We start from the raw sequence: 17,689 nt of genomic DNA, 5'->3' as shown, positions 1-17,689 counted from the left end.
CGGCCGGGACACGCTGCGCGCCATGAGCGGAGCGGTGCGGAACGACGGGGTGGGCCCGGTCCGCGGCACGGGCTCCTTCGTGCTCGCGGTCGTCGTGTCCGCCGTCAGCGCAGTCCTGTCGATGTGCTGGCTCCTGCTGGCCCTGGCGATCTCTCTGGAGTCCTACGGCCTCGACTCCGGTGCGCCGGGACGACCGCACGGGCATGCCGCGCTCGCCTGGTCCGCGTGCGGCCTGCCGGCCTCCCTCGGGGTCATCTGGCTGCTCGGAGCCTCCCGGAGGGCCGCCGTCCGGCGGGTCGCCGACGGAGTCGTTGCGGCGCGGCTGCTCGCCGTCCTCGTCGTCACCGCGCTTCTCGCCGTCGACCTGCTCGACGGCTGACCCCCACCGGTCCGCGGTGCGCGCCGCGGGCGCCGGGTGCCCGCGAGCCCGCCGGGGACGCACGGAGGGGGCGCCATGGTGCCGTCCTCGCCGTGTCGACGCCCTCCCGGGGCGCCTGTCCCGGAGCGTGTCCCGGAGCCATCGGGACCGTCCTCATGGGGGGCGCGCGCACTCCGGCGACCGTAACTGTGGTGTCCCGCCATATACGCCTCTGATCTGCGCCTTCCTACGGTGTGCGACACGCATTCGTCCCCGTCAGACGCCAGGAAGTGGTGCCGATGTCCTCCCCCGCGACCTCCCCGCCGACGCCCGGGAGCCTGAGGCGCATCGTCGCCGCCTCCCTCATCGGCACCACCATCGAGTGGTACGACTTCTTCCTCTACGGCTCCGCCGCCGCGCTCGTGTTCAACCAGCTGTTCTTCCCCGGCTCCGACCCGCTCGTCGGGACCCTGCTGTCCTTCCTCACCTACGCGGTCGGTTTCGCCGCCCGCCCCCTGGGCGCCCTGGTGTTCGGGCACTTCGGGGACCGGCTGGGCCGCAAGAAGCTCCTGGTCCTGAGCCTGCTGATGATGGGAGGCGCGACCTTCGCCATCGGCCTGCTGCCCACCCACGCGGCCATCGGCAGCGCCGCCCCGGTGCTGCTGACCCTGCTCCGGCTGGTCCAGGGCTTCGCGCTGGGCGGGGAGTGGGGCGGCGCGGTGCTGCTGGTCTCGGAGCACGGGGACGCCCGGCGGCGCGGGTACTGGGCCTCCTGGCCCCAGACCGGCGCGCCCGCAGGGCAGTTGCTCGCCACCGGAGTCCTCGCCGCGCTCACCGCGCTGCTCTCGGAGTCGGCCTTCACCTCCTGGGGCTGGCGGGTGCCCTTCCTCCTCTCCGGGGTGCTGGTCGTCGTCGGACTGTGGATCCGGCTCTCGGTCGACGAGTCCCCGGTGTTCAAGGCCGCGCTGGCCCGGGCCGAACAACGCAGGGCGACGGAGGGCACGGAGGAACGGCTGCCGATCGTGGCCGTCCTGCGCGACCACTGGCGCGATGTCCTGGTCGCGATGGGGGCGCGCATGGCGGAGAACATCAGCTACTACGTCATCACCGCGTTCATCCTCGTCTACGCGACCACGGCCGTGGAGGCGAGCAGGCAGACCGCGCTCAACGCCGTGCTGGTGGCGTCGGCCGTGCACTTCGCGACCATCCCGCTGTGGGGCGCGCTGTCCGACCGGATCGGCCGCAGACCCGTCTACCTGATCGGCGCGGTCGGCGTCGGTGCCTGGATGTTCCCCTTCTTCCTGCTGGTCGACCAGGGGTCCTTCGGGCCCCTGCTGCTGGCCGTCACCGTCGGCCTGGTGCTGCACGGCGCGATGTACGCACCGCAGGCGGCCTTCTTCTCCGAGCTGTTCTCGACCCGGGTGCGGTACTCGGGGGCCTCCATCGGGGCGCAGTTCTCCTCGGTGGCCGCGGGTGCGCCCGCTCCGCTGATCGCCACGGCGCTGCTCGCCTCGTACGGGTCCTCCACCCCGGTGTCGCTGTACGTCCTCGCCGCGGTGCTCCTCACCGTGCTCGCCGTGGTGTGCGCGGCGGAGACCCGCCACCGGGACCTCGGCGACGCCGGTGCGGACGGGGAGCCTGCGTCCGGGGACCGCGGCGCGGTGCCGGGGCGGTCACCGCAGGACGGGCAGCCCGGGGGCTCCGCCGAAGCGGCGGACGTCGCGGCCCGGCCCGTCTGAGTCCCCGCCCGCGCTGTCCGAGTCCCCCGCCCGCCCCGACGCGCCCGCCGCGTCGGGGCGGCGGTGTCGGGGCGGCGGTGTCACGGCCTCCGGGGGGCGGCCGGGGCGGACATCGCGTGGAGCCGGAGGGCCAGGTGGATCTCCAGGGCGCGGGAGGGGTTCTGCCAGTCCTCCCCCAGCAGCCTGCCCACCCGCTCCAACCGCTGGGCCACCGTATTGACGTGCACATGGAGGTGCTCCCTGGTGCGGGCCGGGCTCATCCCGCTCGCGAAGTACGCCGCCAGGGTGCCGACGAGGTCGGTGCCGCGGCGCGCGTCGTAGGCGATGACCTCCCCGAGGGTCCGCTGCACGAAGCCGCCGACGTCCCCCGGGTCGGCGAGGAGCAGTCCGAGGAATCCCAGGTCCTGCGCCCCGGCCCCCTGCCCCCCGCGTCCGAGCAGGGCGAGGGCGTCCAGGCAGCGCCGGGCCTGCTCGTACGCCCCGGCCACCGGGGCCGGGTCGTCGGCGGGGGACGCGACCGGCGAGGACGCGCCCACCGTGACGGGTTCGCGCAGCGCGTCGGAGAGTTGGCGGGCCACCCGGCGGGCCAGCTCCCCGGGGGTGTCGCCCGGCCGCAGGGGAAGGAGCAGCACGGCGCCGCCGTCGCGGGCGGCGGCCAGTCCCGCGCCGGTGGCGGCGAGATGGGAGGCGGCCGACCACAGGCGGCGGCGGTCGGCCCCCTCCCGGGCGGACGGCTCCCCCGGGCCCGCGGGGCCGGCGGGCGAGGCGTCGCTCCGTGCGGCGAGGACCACCTGGGGGCCGTCGAGATCGGCGTCGAGGCGCAGGGCGCGCTCGCGCAGCGGGCCCGGATCGCGGCCGGGGGCGTCGAGCAGGTCGTCCAGCAGCTCGCCCCGGACGCGCCGCTCCGCGTCGTGCGCCGAGCGGCGTGCGAGCAGCAGGAGGGAGGTGACCATGGCGGCGCGTTCCAGCGTGCGCCGGTCCACGGGGTCGAGGCGGGGGCTCCCGTGCAGCACGAGGGCCCCGAGTGCCTCGCCGCCCGCGGACACCTCGGCCACCCAGTCGTCCCCGCGGCGCACGGCGCGCCCGTCCGCCCGGGGTCCGCCGGGCGGTTCGGAGGTGAACGCCACGGTGCCGTCCAGGACTTCGGAGAGCGCGGCGGCCACCTCGTCGACGCCGCCCCCGCGCAGGACGAGTTCGGTGAGCCGGTCGTGGACCTCGGAGGCGCGCTCGATGACGCCGCTGTGCGCCTGGATGATGCCGTTGGCCCGCTCCAGTCCGGTCAGGGCGGAGCGGGTCTCGGCGAGCAGGTTCGCGGTGTCGATGGCGACGGCGGCGTGGGCCGCGAACGAGGCCAGCAGGGCGATCTGCTCGCGCTCGAAGACCCGGGCCCTGCGGTCCGCGGCGAACAGCACCCCGATCACCCGGCTGCCCAGGGTGAGCGGCACGCCGAGGATGGCGGCCAGGCCCTCGTCGCGGACGGCCTCGTCGATCGGCCCGGTGTGCGCGAAGCGGGCGTCGTCGAAGTAGCTCTCGGTGACGTACGGGCGGGCGGTCTGGGCGACCAGGCCGCCGAGCCCCTCTCCCATGCCGAGGCGGACCTGCTGGAAGCGGGCGGAGACCGAGCCCTCGGTGACCTTCATATAGGTGTCCCCGGCGACCGGGTCGTTCAGGCTGAGGTAGGCGACCTCGGTGCCGAGCAGAGAGCGTGCCCGCTGCACGATGGCCCGCAGGACCGCGTCGAGGTCGCGGAGGCCGGCCAGGTCGTGGGCGGTCTCGAAGAGGGCGGACAGTTCCGCCTCCCGTCTGCGGCGCCCTTCGAGCTCGGCCCGGACGCGCAGGGCGAGTTGCTTGGCCTGCTCCAGGGCGGCGAGCGTGCGGGGGTCGGCTCCGCGCTCGCGCGCCTGCAGCACCGGTCCCTCGTAGGACTCGGCGTCGGCGCCGCGGGCCAGGAGCTCCAGGTAGACGGCGTGGTCGTGGGACATGGCCTCAGGAATACCCGTGCCCGGGCGCCGGGCGCCAGCCCTGTGGACAGCGCCCGGGCCCGGCGGGGCGCGGACCGCCCTCGCCCGGTGGGGCGGCCGCGTGGCGCGGTGGGACTGCGGCCGGGCGTGCTCCCGGTCCCCGGCCCGGGGCACGGCCGCGGCGGCAGCGGCAGCGACAGCGGCGGTTCAGTGCGCCGTCCAGCCGCCGTCGAGTGCCACCGAGGTGCCGGTGATGAAGGAGGCGTGCGGGCTGCACAGGTAGGCCACGGCCTCGGCGACCTCCTCCGGTTCGGCGAGCCGTCTGATCGCCGCCTCCCGCAGCATGACCTCGCTCAGCACCCGGTCCTCGGGCAGTCCGTGAGCCGCGGCCTGGTCGGCGAGCTGCCGCTCCACCAGGGGCGTGCGCACATAGCCGGGGTTCACACAGACCGAGGTCACCCCGTGGGGCGCCCCTTCGAGGGCGGCGGTCTTGGACAGCCCCTCCAGGCCGTGTTTGGCGGCCACATAGGCGGACTTGTAGGCCGAGGCGCGGATGCCGTGGACGGAGGAGATGTTGACGATGCGGCCCCAGCCGCGCGCGTACATGTGCGGCAGGGCGCCGCGGATCAGCCGGAACGGGGCCTCCAGCATCACCGTGAGGACGGTGTGGAACGCCTCCGGCGGGAACTCCTGGATGGGGCGGACGAGTTGCAGGCCCGCGTTGTTGACCAGGACGTCCGTACCGGCCGCCGCGGACTCGGCGGCGTCGAGGTCGGTGAGGTCGAGGGTGCGGGTCTCCACGGTGCCGCGGAGCCCCTCCGCCCGGCGGGCCAGGGCGGCGAGGCCGTCGGCGTCCCGGTCCAGGGCCCGGACCTCGGCCCCCGCGGCGGCGAGGCGGAGTGCGCAGGCGCGGCCGATGCCGCCTGCGGCACCCGTGACCAGGGCCGTCCGCCCGCCGAGGTCGAGGGAGACGGAGAGGTCGTGGGGGCCTGGTGGTGTGGGCGCGCTCATGCCTCGCACGCTAGGGAGCAATCAGCGGCGGCCCCATAGGGCCAGGGCCCACAGTTCAGCCGGAATCAGTGGGTTGGAACCATGCCGGTCCCTCGGTCAGGGCGTGCTTGATCCGGAAGAGGGCGTACTCCTGGAGCTCGGGCAGAGCGTCCACGGGGAACCACCCCACCTCCAGGGACTCCTCGTCGTTGACACGTGCCCGGCCGCCCACGGCGCGGCACCGCAGGGTGATGTCCATGTACTGGCAGCGGTCGCCGTTGGGATAGGTGACCGGCCGCGGCAGGGCCTGCACGAGGACCACCCGGTCGGCCACGCACCGCACCGCCGTCTCCTCCATGACCTCGCGCTCGGCCGTGGCGGCGGGCTCCTCCCCCGGCTCGCAGATCCCGCCGATGACCGACCACCGGCCGTTGTCGGCCCGCCGCCCGAGCAGCACCCGCCCGCGGTCGTCGAAGACGACGGCGCTCACTCCGGGCAGGTAGAGCAGCTGGTGGCCCGCGGTGGCCCGGATCTCTCGGATGAAGTCGGGGGTGCCCATGGAAGGGACCTTAGCCCCGGGCGGGGCCGGGGGCCGCCCGGGAAGGCGGCTCCCCGGGAGCAGGCCGTTGCCTGCCCCGGGCCCGGTACGGCCTGACGGGAGCGGGAGCGGCCCGTCAGCGGGCGTCCGCCCCGGCGGACCGGCGGCCGCGCTCCCGCAGGGCGCCGACCGCCACCGCACCGAGCGCGCCCGCGGCGAGCAGGACCACCAGGGCCTCGGGCAGCGCACCCACGCGGGTCGCCGGGGTGAGGGAGGAACGCAGGGGCACCTCGGCGACCAGGGCGTCCGGGGTGAACAGCTCCGTCTGCTGGACGACCCGGCCGTCGGGCATGATCACCGCGCTGACCCCGCTGGTGACCGGCACCACGACCGTCCGGCTGTGCTCCACGGCCCGCACCCGCGACATGGCGAGCTGCTGGTAGGTCATCTCGCTCCGCCCGAAGGTGGCGTTGTTGCTCGGCACGGTGATCATCTGCGCGCCGTGGGTCACGGTGTCCCGGGCGGCCCGGTCGAAGGCCGCCTCGTAGCAGGTCACCAGGCCCACCCGGGTCCCGGCGAGGTCGAAGACGCCGACCTCGTCGCCGGGCCCGAAGTCGCGCCGCACCCGGTCGACGTCGGAGCTGAACAGCCGGACGAAGGAGCGCATCGGAATGTACTCGCCGAACGGCTGCACGATGCGCTTCTCGTAGGTGTCGACGGGGCCCTGCCCGGGCCGCCACTCGATCAGGGTGTTGCGCAGCGGTCCGGTCTCCGGCGTGACCACGGCGCCGACCACCGTGGGGACGCCGATCGCGGCCACGGCCTCGTCGATCACCCGGCGGGCGTCCGCGTTGCGGTACGGGTCGAGGTCGGAGGAGTTCTCGGGCCAGAGCACGAAGTCCGGCCGGGGCTCCCGGCCGGCCGCCACGTCGGCGGCGAGCTGCTCGGTCCGCCGCGCGTGGTTGTCCAGCACCGCCCGGCGCTGGGCGTTGAAGTCGAGACCGAGGCGGGGCACGTTCCCCTGGATCGCGGCCACGGTCGCGGTGCCGTCCTCGGCCGCGGCGTCGACCAGCGGGCGGGCGGCCGCCGCGGCCGCGGGCGGAAGCAGCAGGGCGAGCAGGGCGGCGACGGCCCCGAGGCGGTGCACGGCCGCGCCCGCGCGCCGCGCGCGGGCGGCCTGGCGGACGGTCTCCAGCAGCCCGAAGCCGCACAGGGCGACGGCGAACCCCAGGACGGGCGTGCCGCCGAGGGCGGCCAGAGGCAGGAAGACGCCGTCGGCCTGCCCGAAGGCGATCTTGCCCCAGGGGAAGCCCCCGAAGGGCACCCGTGCGCGCAGGGCCTCCCCCGCGATCCACACGGCCGCGGCCCACAGCGGCCACCCCGGCAGGCGCGACACCGCCGCGATGCCCGTGCAGGTGACGGCGACGAACACGGCTTCCGCGACGGCCAGGGCCAGCCACGGTCCCGGGCCGACCTCCTCTCCCGTCCACTGCAGGAGCGGCAGCATGAAGGCGAGTCCGGCGAGCAGGCCGAGCCCCAGTCCGGCCCGCAGCCGGCGCCCGCGCAGCACCCAGCCGAGGAGGGCGAACGCCGGGACGGCCAGCCACCACAGCGGACGGGGCGGGAAGCTCAGGAAGAGCAGTGCCCCGGCGAGCAGCGCCGCCGCCGGTGGGACGAACCGGCCTGCGAGCGGGCGTCCGCCCGCCTTCGGGGGCCGGGACGGGTCGGCGGGAGCGATGGTCGTGGTCACCTGCCGGAGTCTACGGCGGAAGGGCGTGCGCACGGCAGGGCGGTCCGGGGAGCAGGGCCGGGAGCGGTCGGCAGGGCCCCCGGCGGGCCCGGGGTGCCCGGGTGCCTCCCGGGGCGGGGCAGCACCGCTCCGGGGCGGTGCGGAGGGAGCGGGTCCACCGGGGCGGGGGCGGGAGCGCGGGTGTCAGGACCGGGGCACGGTCCCCGGGCTCATACCGCCGCGTATCCGCTCGCGGATGACCCGTACCGCCAGCTCGGCGTCGTCCACGGTGACGGTGAAGGTCTTGCCGTCGCTGAGCGTGACGACGAGGCCCTCGCCCCGGCGCACCACGACGGCCGTCCCCCTGTCGGGGCGCCAGCGGAAGCCCCAGCCGCCCCACTGGTGCGGGGTGACCCTCGGTTCGAAGTCGGCACCGACCACCTGGTCCAGCGGGATACGCCGGCGGGGCAGCCCGATGTGGCCGCAGCGCACGTCCAGGGCCTCGCGGTCCACCGTGACGTCCACGTGGACGAAGGCCAGCGTGCCGTAGAGCATCATCAGGCCCGCGGCCACGCAGCCGATCACGGCCATGAGCAGGGCGGCGATACCGGTGGTCCAGTTGCCGTCGACGGCCAGCTTGACTCCGAGGGCCAGGCACGCCGCGCCCGCCGCGGCGAGGACCCACTGCATGCGGTTGCTCGCACGTCCGGTCCAGACCTCGGGAAGCGGGGTGCTCCCGGGACCGGTGCGGCGGAAGTGGTGCCTCATGTTGTGGAGGGTACCCACGAACGCGGGGCGGGGCACGGTCCACGCCTGACGCAGCGTGGTCGTCCCAGGCGGGCGCCCCGGCGGGCGGCATCCGGACGGGGCGGGCGGCATCCGGGTGGGCCGGGGCCGGGTGGGCCGGGGCCGCACCTAGGACACGGCGGCCCCCGCACCGAGCAGTCGGCCCTCCGCGTAGGCGAGCGCGGGGGCGGGGAGTTCCGCCTCCCGTCCGCTGAGCAGCACCGACAGCCGCCCGCTCGGCTCGGCGCCCGGCGCGGGTTCGATGCCGCCGCGCCGCAGCGCCTGGGCGGCGACGGCCTCCGCGGAGCCGTACAGCACGGGCGCGGGGCCGGTGCCCGCGACGGCGTCCCTGATCCGCCGTGCGACCAGCTCGTAGTGGGTGCACCCGAGGACGAGCGCCGCCGGGTGGGGCGGGGTCAGCGCGGCCGCCGCGGCGACGGCGCGGTCGATGGCCTGCTCGTCGGCCTTCTCCACGGCGTCGGCGAGCCCGGGGCAGGGCACCTCGGTCACCTCGACGCCCTGGGCGAAGTCCCTGATCAGCCCTCGCTGGTACGGGCTCCCCGTGGTGGCGGGCGTGGCCCAGATGGCGACCGGCCCGCCGCCGGAGGCGGCCGGCTTGATGGCGGGCACCGTCCCGATGACGGGGATGCCGGGCTCCAGCTCGGCGCGGAGCGCGGGCAGGGCGTGCACGCTGGCGGTGTTGCAGGCGACGATCAGCGCGTCGGGCCCCCTGGCGGCCACCGCCCGGGCGACGAGCAGTGCCCGCTCGGTGAGGCTTCGGGGCGTCCGGGGACCCCAGGGCATGCCGTCGGGGTCCGAGGAGAGCAGGAGATCGGCGTCCGGCCGCAGCCGGCGCACGGCGGCGGCCGCCGCGAGCAGCCCGATCCCGGAGTCCATGAGCGCGATCTTCACCCGGTCACCATAGTCGACCGCCCGGGCCGGGCCCCTGCCGTGCGGCAGACTGCGGCCCATGACCGCCCTCGCGTGGACCGCCGCCGCGTCCCTGGCCGCCTGGTGCTGGCTGCTGCTCTTCCAGGGCTTCTTCTGGCGCACGGACCAGCGGCTGCCCCCGCGGCCGGAGGGGGCCGCGGAGCCGGACCGGTGGCCGGATGTCGCGGTCGTGGTGCCGGCCCGGGACGAGGCGGAGGTGCTCGCCCTGTCCCTGCCCTCGCTGCTGGCCCAGAACTATCCGGGCCGGGCGGAGGTGGTGCTCGTCGACGACGGGAGCAGCGACGGGACGGCCGCTCTCGCACGCCGCCTGGGCGAGCGGTGCGGCGGACTGGCCCTGACGGTGGTATCCCCGGGCGAACCGGAGCCCGGCTGGACGGGCAAGCTGTGGGCGCTGCGGCACGGCATGGCGGTCGCCGGGGCCGGCGACCCGGAGTTCTGGCTGCTGACGGACGCGGACATCGCGCACGAGCCGGACAGCCTGCGCCGACTGGTCGAGGCGGCGCTGGGGCCGGGTGCGGGGCCCGCCGGCCCCGGCGGCGCCGCCACGGACCCCGGCGGGGGCTTCGACCTGGTGTCCCAGATGGCGCGGCTGAGGGTCGAGGGCCGCTGGGAGCGCCTGGTGGTCCCCGCCTTCGTCTACTTCTTCGCGCAGCTGTACCCGTTCCGGCGGGTGAACCGCGCCTCGGGGCGCACCGCCGCGGCTGCCGGGGGCTGTGTGCTGCTCCGGGCGGCGACGGCCCGCGCCGCCGGGGTGCCCGCCGCGATCCGGCAGGCGGTGATCGACGACGTGTCGCTGGCCCGTGCCGTGCGGGGCCGCGGCGGGAGGATCTGGCTGGGGCTCGCGGACCGGGTGCGCAGCGTGCGCCCGTACCCGGGTCTGGGCGGGCTGTGGGACATGGTGGCCCGCAGCGCCTACGCCCAGCTGCGGCACAGCCCGGTGCTCCTGGCGGGGACGGTGGCCGGGCTGCTGCTGGTGTACCTCGTCCCTCCGGTCGCGCTCGTCGCGGGGTGCTGCACCGGGGACACTGCGGCAGCAGCGGCCGGGGGCCTCGCCTGGACGGTGATGTCGGGGACGTACGCGCCGATGCTGCGCTACTACGGGCTTCCGGTGGCGGGGGCGCCGCTGCTGCCGTTCACCGCCGTGCTGTACCTGCTGATGACGGTGGACTCGGCGGTGCGGCACCACCGGGGCCGGGGTGCGGCCTGGAAGGGGCGCACCTATGCGCGCCCCGAGGCCGCACCGGGCGGGCGGTGAGCCGCCCGCCCGGTGCGGCCCCGGGTGCGCCCGGCGGTCACTTCCGGCCGGGCGTCCAGTTCATGCCCCAGCCGTAGGCGTGGTCGACGGTGCGCTGCGGGCTGACGCCGCGGTCGGGCACCAGGAAGTTGGCCTCCCGCTGGACGACGAGGTCGGAGCCGGTGTTGGTGATGAGGGCGAGGGCGCAGACCGTGGACGGGACGGTGCACTCGCCGAGCGAGAAGTCCACCGGCGCGCCGTGCTGCGGCTGGAGGGTGACGGTCGCGTCGAGGTCGGCGAAGCTCCGGGCTCCTTCGTAGATCGTGACGAAGACGAGGATGCGGCGCAGGGCCGCGGTGTGGTCCAGATTGACCGTCAGGTTCTCCCCGGAGGTGCCTCCGGTGCGGTCGTCGCCGTCGAGGTGGACGTAGGGCGGCTGGTGCAGGGAGCCGAAGGCATTGCCGAGCGCCTGGACGACGCCCTTGCGGCCGTCGGTCAGTTCGTAGAGGGCGCACAGGTCGAGGTCGAGGTCGCCGTGCATGGCCATCGCCCTGCCCAGTTTGGCGCCCCAGCCCTGGAACTGCTTGCGGACCTGCCAGCTGAGGTTCACGCGCAGGGTGCCGGAGGTACCGCCCTGCTTGACGAGGGAGACCGCGGGGGCCTCCTTGGTCAGGGTGACCTTGGTGAGGCGGACCGGCGCGGCGGGCGCGGGAGCCGCGGGCGCGGCGGGCGCGGGCGGGGCCTGGGGGGCGGTGGGCTGCGCCGCGGGGGCCGGTGCCTGCTGCGGCTCGTCGACCGTGATGCCGAAGTCCGTGGCGAGCCCTTCCAGCCCGGTGCCGTAGCCCTGCCCGACGGCGCGGAACTTCCAGGCGCCCTGGCGGAGGTAGAGCTCGCCGAGGACGAAGGCGGTCTCCACCGTGGCGTCCTGGCTGTCGTAGCGCGCCAGTTCCTCACCGGAGTCGGCGTCGAGCAGCCGGACGTGGAGTCCCGGGGCCTGGCCGAAGGTGCCGCCGTCGGCGGAGGCGGCGAGCACGATCCGCTCGATCGCCGGCTCGACGCGGTCCAGGTCGACGGTGAGGGTGTCCGCGGCGCCGCCCGCACCGGAGCCCTTGCCGTCGTGGCGGACGGCGCCGGAGGAGTGCGCGGGCTGGTTGTAGAAGACGAAGTCGGCGTCGGAGCGCACCCGGCCGTCCGCGAGCAGCAGGGCCGAGGCGTCGATGTCCGGCACTCCGGGCCCGGCGCGCCATCCGGTCTCCACACGGATCCGCCGCGCCCGGAGCGGGGTGTTGCCTCCCTTAACGAGCTGCACGGCGGCCCCCGTCCCGACGCGGCGCGCCCGGAAGCTCCGTTGTCGTCGACGTACGGTGCATACGTCCCCCTCCTCGGCCCCGACCCATCGGTAACCCTCTCTACGCTTGTCCTTTACACGATCACACCATGCCGCAGCGACCGATTTTCTCCAGTTCGCTCACATTGGGGATCCACGGTCACTCAGAGCTGCCGAAACAACCCACTTATCGGGCTCCCCAACCGGCACATCGTGGGCTTAACTTATGTGCCATGACCTCCCCCCGCGCCACCTATGGCGGCGGTTACTACTCCGCGCCGTCGTTCCCCGACACCCCGATCTACGACTCCCTGGTCGCGGAGCGGGGCACGCCTCAGATCGCCCCGATCCGAGTGCCCTCCGCCTACGACACCGGCAGCAGCCACCTGCCGGCGCTCCCCTCGGCCCTGCCCGCCCTCCCGGCGGCGCCCTCCCCGTCCGCCCCCGCCTACGGGTACCCGCAGCAGATGCCGCAGCCGGTACCGCTCCAGCAGGCCCCCGCGCCCTACATCCCCCAGCAGCCGGCCCCGCCGCGCGGCTACCCGGCGCCGCAGTACCAGGGCCAGCAGCCGCCCCGGCCCGCGGTCGGCGGCTACGAGTCCATGCGCCCGGCCGCCCGCCCGGCGCCCGCCCCGTACGAGGACCAGTACCACCGCCCGTATCCGGGCCGGGGGTACTGAGCCCGCACCCGCGGCCCGGACCGGTGCTCGGCAGCGCCGGTCCGCCGCGGTACGAGGTCGTACACGGCCGCGCGCCGGCGTGCGGCGGCGGCGCGCCGTCCGCCGTGCGGGGGGCGGCGCACGGCGGTGACGCCCTGTCGGCAGCGGTCGCCAGGTGCCCCGGCGCGGGGGCACCGGCGCGCCGCCGCCGCGCGGTCCGCCCGGACCGCTGCTCCCCTCGCCCGGCCGGAGGCTCCGGCCGGATTTCCGCACGTGCTGCGTGCTGCCCCGCCCTCTCCGTCCTCCCCGGCACCGGGCGCACCGGACCGGCCTGCCACATCCCGTCAACTCCGGCCCGCTCCGCGCGCTACGGTGGTGCGACGCCCTCTTCTGACGGGCGCGGAGGGCGCCCCCGTCGGCGCGCCCCGGTGCACGACACGGACCACGAGGTGGGGGCAGAGCAGCACGATGGCACAGGGCACGGTCCAGGTGACGCACACCGGCACATCGCGGTGGCGGCGCCGCACGGGCGAGTACCCCTCTCTCGCCGCCGCCCTGGAGGCCGCCGGGGACGGCGACGTCCTCAGCGTGGCCCCCGGCACCTACCGCGAGAACCTCGTGCTCGGACGCGCGGTCACCCTGCGGGGAGCCGACGGGGCGGCCGGTTCGGTGCGCATCGCGCCCGCCGACGGGGTGGCGCTCGTGGTGCGGGCGTCGGCGACGGTGCAGGACCTCCATGTGGAGGGCCAGGACGCGGCCGCTCCGGCGCTCCTGGTGGAGGACGGCGCCCCGGAGCTGACGGGGCTGCGGATCGTGACCCGGTCCGCCGCCGGGCTGGAGGTGCGCGGCGCCGCCCGCCCCACGGTGCGCCGCGTGAGCGTCGACAACCCGGCGGGGGTCGGCATCGCCGTGCTGGACGGCGCCGGCGGGGTGTTCGAGGAGTGCGAGGTGGTGTCGGCGGGCCAGTCCGGGGTGTCCGTGCGCGGCGGGGCGCGCCCCCGGCTGGAGCGGTGCCGGGTCCACCACGCCTCGGGGGCGGGGCTGTCGGTCACCGGTGAGGGCAGCGGCCTGGAGGCCCTCGGCTGCGAGGTCTACGAGATCAAGGGCGCGGGCGTGCAGATCTCCTCACGGGCGACGGCGCACCTGACCGACTCCTCGGTGCACCGCACCTCCTCCGACGGGGTCACCCTGGACACCGACGCCGTGCTGACCCTGTCGGACTGCGACATCCACGACGTCCCGGAGAACGGGATCGACCTCCGTTCCCGCGCGGTGCTGACGCTCACGCGGTCCTCGGTGCGCCGGTTCGGCCGCAACGGGCTGTCGGTGTGGGACCCGGGCACCCGGGTGGACGCCAACCGGTGCGAGATCCACGACAGCACCGGCGACTACCCGGCGGTCTGGGTCAGCGACGGCGCGACCGCCGTGCTGGACTCCTGCCGGGTGCACGACGTGCCGGACGCCCTGTTCGTGCTCGACCGCGGCTCCCGGGCCGACGTCGTGGACAGCGACATCTCCCAGGTGCGCAACACGGCCGTGTCGGTGAGCGACGGGGCGACCGCCCAACTGGACGACTGCCGGGTCCGCGAGGTCTCGACCGGCGCCTGGTTCCGCGACCACGGCAGCGGCGGCACCCTCAGCGGCTGCACCGTGGACGGGGCGCAGACCGGTGTCATCGTGACCAAGGGGGCCGATCCGCTGATCGAGCGGTGCACCGTCACCTCCCCCGCCGAGGCCGGCTTCTACGTCTCCGCCCAGGGGCGCGGCACCTTCCGCGGCTGCACGGTGTCGGGCAGCGGGGGCTACGGCTTCCATGTGATGGACGGCTGCCGCACCCTGCTGTCCCGGTGCCGCACCGAGCGCTGCGCGCGCGGCGGCTACGAGTTCGGGGAGAACGACGGTCCGGTCGCCGAGGAGTGCACCAGCGACGAGAGCGGGACGGTGCGCACGGCGGGCGCCGAGCGCACGGCGGCTCCCCCGCCGTCCGCGCCCGCGACGGTGGGTCTGCTGTCGGCCGTGCCCGTGCAGAGCCCGGCGCAGTCCCCGGTACCGCCGCGGGCCGCGGGCCCCGGGGCGCCGGACGCTCCCTCCCCCGCCCCGGACGCGCGCGGCGCCGACGAGGTGCTCGGCGAACTCGACGCCCTGGTCGGCCTCGACAGCGTCAAGCGGGAGGTCCGCACCCTCACCAACATGATCGAGGTGGGGCGGCGCCGCGTCGAGGCCGGACTCAAGGCGGCCTCCGTCCGCCGCCACCTGGTGTTCACCGGGTCGCCCGGCACCGGCAAGACCACCGTGGCGCGGCTGTACGGGGAGATCCTGGCCTCCCTGGGCGTGCTGGAGCGCGGCCATCTCGTCGAGGTCTCCCGGGTCGACCTGGTGGGCGAGCACATCGGCTCGACCGCCATCCGTACCCAGGAGGCGTTCGAACGGGCCCGCGGCGGGGTGCTGTTCATCGACGAGGCGTACGCCCTCTCCCCCGAGGACTCCGGCCGGGACTTCGGCAAGGAGGCCATCGACACCCTGGTGAAGCTGATGGAGGACCACCGGGAGGCGGTGGTGGTGATCGTGGCCGGGTACACCGCGGAGATGGAGCGGTTCCTGACCGTCAACCCGGGTGTCGCCTCCCGGTTCTCACGGACCATCACCTTCCGCGACTACCGGCCCGGAGAACTGCTGCGGATCGTGGAGCAGCAGGCCGAGGAGCACGAGTACCGGCTCGCGCCGGGGGCCGCGGAGTCCTTGCTGAGGTACTTCACCGCGCTGCCGAAGGGGCCCGCCTTCGGCAACGGCCGCACGGCCCGCCAGACCTTCGAGTCGATGGTCGAGCGGCACGCGGTGCGGGTGGCGGCGCTGCCGGAGGCGGGCACCGAGGAGCTGACCCTGCTCTACCCGGAGGACCTGCCCGAACTGCCCTGAGCCCCGCCGTCCGCCCTGGTGCCGCCGGAGGCGGGGCCCTGCCGGGGCAGGGGCGGTGCGAGGCGGGCGAGGAGCCGGGCGCGCTCCTCGGCGAACGCGGGGTCCGCCCGGTAGTCGGAGTGCCCGAGGATCGGCTCGGGCAGCGGGTAGCGGTCGCAGCGCCCGTAGACCAGCGGGTCGGCGAGGGCCGGCCGGTCGACCTCGCGACCGCGGCCCTGCGCGGGGAGCATCACCGGCCCGCCGATGGGGTCGGTGGGCCGCCACAGGTTCCGCCAGCAGTCGAGTTCCTCGTGGAGCCCGGCGAGCGCGGCCGGTCCGAAGTAGGCGGGGAACCAGCGCCCGTAGAGCCGCTCCAGCGGGGAGCCGTAGGTCAGCAGCGCCACCCGGCGGCGCGCCGCGGACGGCAGCTGCCACACCGCGGCGGCGGCCAGCACACTGCCCTGCGAGTGGCCGGAGATCACGAGCCGTCCCCCGGTGCGGTCCGTCCAGGTGCACATCCTCCAGGTGAGGTCGGGAACGGCGCGCTCCGCGTAGCAGGGCGGGGCGAAGGGATGGGCGGCGCGCGGCCAGAAGGTGCCCACGTCCCACAGGATGCCGACGGTACGGCGGGCGGAGGCGTCCCGGTAGGCGCGGCGCCCCATGGCGACGAAGAGGACGAAGCCCAGGCCGACCAGCCAGGAGCCGAGCGCCTGGGCCGCCTCGGCGGCCGTCGCGAGCAGCGGGCCGGAGTCGGCCAGGGTCCGGGCGGGAGGGCGGCCGCTCCTCCAGGCCCCGACGACCGCGGCGGCACCGAGCAGCAGGGTGGTCGCGGAGACCACGCCCACGATCACGGGGGCCGCGTCGGTGAGCCGCGCCCGCGCCCGGGTGCCGGCGATCCGCCGGGAGCGGGCGGCGTCGGGGCGGGCGGCGCCGTACTCCCGTTCGACGGCAGGGGCGAGGCGGCGGGCGGTGCGCCAGGTCCGCAGGGCGAGCCAGAGCGCGGGGACGAGCAGGACCGCGAGGAGGGCGGGGATGACCGAGGCCTGCCAGCTCAGCAGGACCGGCGGGCCGGGGATGACGCCGGGCCCGCCGAGCCAGTCGGCGACGCGCTGGGCGACGCCCCCGGTCATGACGCCGCCGAGTGCGCAGGCCAGCATCGCGACGGCCGGCCCGCCGAGGCCGCCCAGCACGGCCCGCGGATGCCGGGCCCTGCGGTGGAGGCGGCGGGCGGTGGCGGCGAGGGCCACCACCAGGGCCCCCTGGGCGAGGACGATCACGCGGAAGGACTCCTCTCCCGGCAGGCTGCCGGCGGAGACCCAGCCGGGACGGGACCAGCAGGCGTAGCCGAGGCCCGCGGCGAGCAGCAGGGCGGCCGCGCCGGGGAGCAGGCGCACCGCGGCGCGGTCGAGGCGGGCGTCGAGGCGGCGTTCGCTGCGGCCGCGCCGCAGGACGACGTAGAGCACGGCGCACCCGGCGAGCGCCAGGGCGGCCTCCAGGACCGCCCCGTACACCGCGGGTGCCGTGGCGCCCGCGGCGCGGTCGTGGCGGGCCGCGGCCCCGGTGACGGCCGCCGCCACGGTGAGCAGGCCCGCCGCGGTGTGCGCGGCGCGCAGCCGGGCGACGAGCCGGCGGCCGTACCAGAAGCCCGTGCGGCCGAGCGCCGGCCGGTGCGGGCCCTCGCCCTCGCCCTCGTCGCCGTCGCCGTCATCCTCCCCGCCGTCCGTGTCGGCACCGCCGTCCGCGGCGGCACGGGGGCCGGCCGGCGGGCGCTGGGACTCGTAGGCGCTCCATGTCCGGTTGGAGAGGTACCACAGCAGGGCCACCAGGGCGGTCGGGACGGCGGCCGCGAGGGCCAGGCGCCTGCCCGGCTGGGACCACCAGCCCCCGTGGGCGGGAGCCAGGAACTCCGGCCGGCCGCGTGCGCCGCCGCAGGCGTGGGTGCCCGCGCACTGCCAGGCCACCAGGTCGAGGGCGACCTCGCAGGCGGCCGCGGTCAGCAGCACGGTGAGGCTGAGGGCGACGAGGCGGACCAGCGCTCCGTAGACGCGGGTGGTGCGCCGGCTGCCGACCGCCCCGGGCCGCATCCAGTGCGCCAGGTTGGCCACCATGAAGGGCAGGAGCAGCAGCCACAGCGCGCGGGCCCCGTTCCCCGAGGTCAGGTTGGACCAGCAGTAGGCCTCGGGGACGGGCCGGCCGGCGTAGCGCTCGGGGTGGAGTTCGGCCTGCGCGTCCTCGGTGCGCCGGAAGACGGCGGCCTTCCCGTCGCCGGTGATGCGCACCGTACGGGGGTCCCCGAGGACCCCCTGGGCGGTGGCGCCGCCGACTCCGTGGACGAGCAGTTCGAGCGCGGGTCCCTCACCGCGCGGTGCCGGGTTCGCAGGGGTCACCGGTGACTCACTCCCTCCGTGGGCGGGCGGGCGTTCGGTGCGGTGCGGGGACGGGCCCGCCGGGCGGTGCGGGGCGCACGGCGACCCGTCCGGTGTGCGGCGGGTGACCGCGGGGCGGCGTTGCGTGACCAGGAT

The 17,689-nt window shown here is 76.2% G+C and carries 13 protein-coding genes; 5 read left to right on the top strand and 8 right to left on the bottom strand.

Going from position 1 to position 17,689, the window contains the following annotated elements; all coding sequences use genetic code 11:
* The first annotated feature begins 22 nt into the window (after window positions 1-22).
* Entirely contained in the window at window positions 23-379 is a 357-nt protein-coding gene (locus ACGF15_RS15780; RefSeq protein ID WP_392799403.1) for a hypothetical protein, read from the top strand.
* 278 nt (window positions 380-657) lie between these two features.
* A complete protein-coding gene (locus ACGF15_RS15775) occupies window positions 658-2,097 on the top strand; it encodes an MFS transporter (RefSeq protein ID WP_392799400.1) in 1,440 nt (479 codons plus the stop codon).
* An 80-nt stretch (window positions 2,098-2,177) separates the two neighbouring features.
* Here the strand turns inward: ACGF15_RS15775 and ACGF15_RS15770 are convergent, their stop codons facing one another.
* The 6 genes from ACGF15_RS15770 to ACGF15_RS15745 form a co-directional block, all read right to left on the bottom strand.
* Complete coding sequence (locus ACGF15_RS15770) at window positions 2,178-4,079, bottom strand: helix-turn-helix domain-containing protein (RefSeq protein WP_392799397.1); 1,902 nt, start codon at window positions 4,077-4,079, stop codon at window positions 2,178-2,180.
* A 186-nt stretch (window positions 4,080-4,265) separates the two neighbouring features.
* Window positions 4,266-5,069 (bottom strand): 3-hydroxybutyrate dehydrogenase, encoded by an 804-nt coding sequence (locus ACGF15_RS15765; RefSeq protein WP_362608854.1) that lies wholly within the window; start codon window positions 5,067-5,069, stop codon window positions 4,266-4,268.
* Between the two features lie 55 nt (window positions 5,070-5,124).
* Window positions 5,125-5,607: an NUDIX domain-containing protein gene (locus ACGF15_RS15760; protein ID WP_345615934.1), complete on the bottom strand. Its 483-nt coding sequence runs from the start codon at window positions 5,605-5,607 to the stop codon at window positions 5,125-5,127.
* A gap of 115 nt (window positions 5,608-5,722) precedes the next feature.
* Window positions 5,723-7,336, bottom strand: coding sequence for an apolipoprotein N-acyltransferase (gene lnt, locus ACGF15_RS15755; RefSeq protein WP_392799393.1), 1,614 nt, complete (start codon window positions 7,334-7,336; stop codon window positions 5,723-5,725).
* Window positions 7,337-7,519: 183 nt separating this feature from the next.
* Complete coding sequence (locus ACGF15_RS15750; RefSeq protein WP_345615936.1) at window positions 7,520-8,083, bottom strand: hypothetical protein; 564 nt, start codon at window positions 8,081-8,083, stop codon at window positions 7,520-7,522.
* Between the two features lie 147 nt (window positions 8,084-8,230).
* Window positions 8,231-9,073 carry an aspartate/glutamate racemase family protein gene (locus tag ACGF15_RS15745; protein ID WP_345615937.1) on the bottom strand — a complete coding sequence of 281 codons (843 nt, stop codon included), beginning with the start codon at window positions 9,071-9,073 and terminating at the stop codon, window positions 8,231-8,233.
* Here ACGF15_RS15745 and ACGF15_RS15740 point away from each other — a divergent pair.
* Window positions 9,072-10,307, top strand: a complete 1,236-nt coding sequence (locus ACGF15_RS15740; protein WP_392799389.1) for a glycosyltransferase — start codon at window positions 9,072-9,074, stop codon at window positions 10,305-10,307. The two genes, ACGF15_RS15745 and ACGF15_RS15740, sit on opposite strands and share 2 nt — an antisense overlap.
* 37 nt (window positions 10,308-10,344) lie before the next feature.
* Here ACGF15_RS15740 and ACGF15_RS15735 read toward each other — a convergent pair whose 3' ends face one another.
* On the bottom strand, window positions 10,345-11,595 hold the full coding sequence (locus tag ACGF15_RS15735; protein ID WP_392799386.1) for a TerD family protein: 1,251 nt from the start codon (window positions 11,593-11,595) through the stop codon (window positions 10,345-10,347).
* A gap of 251 nt (window positions 11,596-11,846) precedes the next feature.
* Here ACGF15_RS15735 and ACGF15_RS15730 point away from each other — a divergent pair, with 251 nt between their 5' ends.
* Window positions 11,847-12,293, top strand: a complete 447-nt coding sequence (locus ACGF15_RS15730) for a DUF6643 family protein (protein ID WP_256524930.1) — start codon at window positions 11,847-11,849, stop codon at window positions 12,291-12,293.
* A 447-nt stretch (window positions 12,294-12,740) separates the two neighbouring features.
* Entirely contained in the window at window positions 12,741-15,188 is a 2,448-nt protein-coding gene (locus ACGF15_RS15725; RefSeq protein ID WP_392799383.1) for a right-handed parallel beta-helix repeat-containing protein, read from the top strand.
* Here the strand turns inward: ACGF15_RS15725 and ACGF15_RS15720 are convergent.
* Window positions 15,158-17,554, bottom strand: a complete 2,397-nt coding sequence (locus ACGF15_RS15720) for a hypothetical protein (protein WP_392799380.1) — start codon at window positions 17,552-17,554, stop codon at window positions 15,158-15,160. The two genes, ACGF15_RS15725 and ACGF15_RS15720, sit on opposite strands and share 31 nt — an antisense overlap.
* Between the last annotated feature and the right edge of the window lie 135 nt (window positions 17,555-17,689).

Origin of the sequence: Streptomyces sp. NPDC048001, assembly GCF_043203115.1 — a bacterium.
Lineage (GTDB): Bacteria > Actinomycetota > Actinomycetes > Streptomycetales > Streptomycetaceae > Streptomyces > Streptomyces sanyensis.
This window is presented reverse-complemented; position numbering and strand designations above follow the sequence as displayed.

Bases quoted from the DNA above. Each gene is read 5' to 3' on its own strand.
- ACGF15_RS15780 (WP_392799403.1), top strand. From the start codon at position 23: ATGAGCGGAGCGGTGCGGAACGACGGGGTGGGCCCGGTCCGCGGCACG.
- ACGF15_RS15745 (WP_345615937.1), bottom strand. From the start codon at position 9,073: ATGGGCCGCAGTCTGCCGCACGGCAGGGGCCCGGCCCGGGCGGTCGAC.
- ACGF15_RS15760 (WP_345615934.1), bottom strand. From the start codon at position 5,607: ATGGGCACCCCCGACTTCATCCGAGAGATCCGGGCCACCGCGGGCCAC.
- ACGF15_RS15740 (WP_392799389.1), top strand. From the start codon at position 9,072: ATGACCGCCCTCGCGTGGACCGCCGCCGCGTCCCTGGCCGCCTGGTGC.
- ACGF15_RS15725 (WP_392799383.1), top strand. From the start codon at position 12,741: ATGGCACAGGGCACGGTCCAGGTGACGCACACCGGCACATCGCGGTGG.
- ACGF15_RS15730 (WP_256524930.1), top strand. From the start codon at position 11,847: ATGACCTCCCCCCGCGCCACCTATGGCGGCGGTTACTACTCCGCGCCG.
- ACGF15_RS15750 (WP_345615936.1), bottom strand. From the start codon at position 8,083: ATGAGGCACCACTTCCGCCGCACCGGTCCCGGGAGCACCCCGCTTCCC.
- ACGF15_RS15775 (WP_392799400.1), top strand. From the start codon at position 658: ATGTCCTCCCCCGCGACCTCCCCGCCGACGCCCGGGAGCCTGAGGCGC.
- ACGF15_RS15770 (WP_392799397.1), bottom strand. From the start codon at position 4,079: ATGTCCCACGACCACGCCGTCTACCTGGAGCTCCTGGCCCGCGGCGCC.
- ACGF15_RS15765 (WP_362608854.1), bottom strand. From the start codon at position 5,069: ATGAGCGCGCCCACACCACCAGGCCCCCACGACCTCTCCGTCTCCCTC.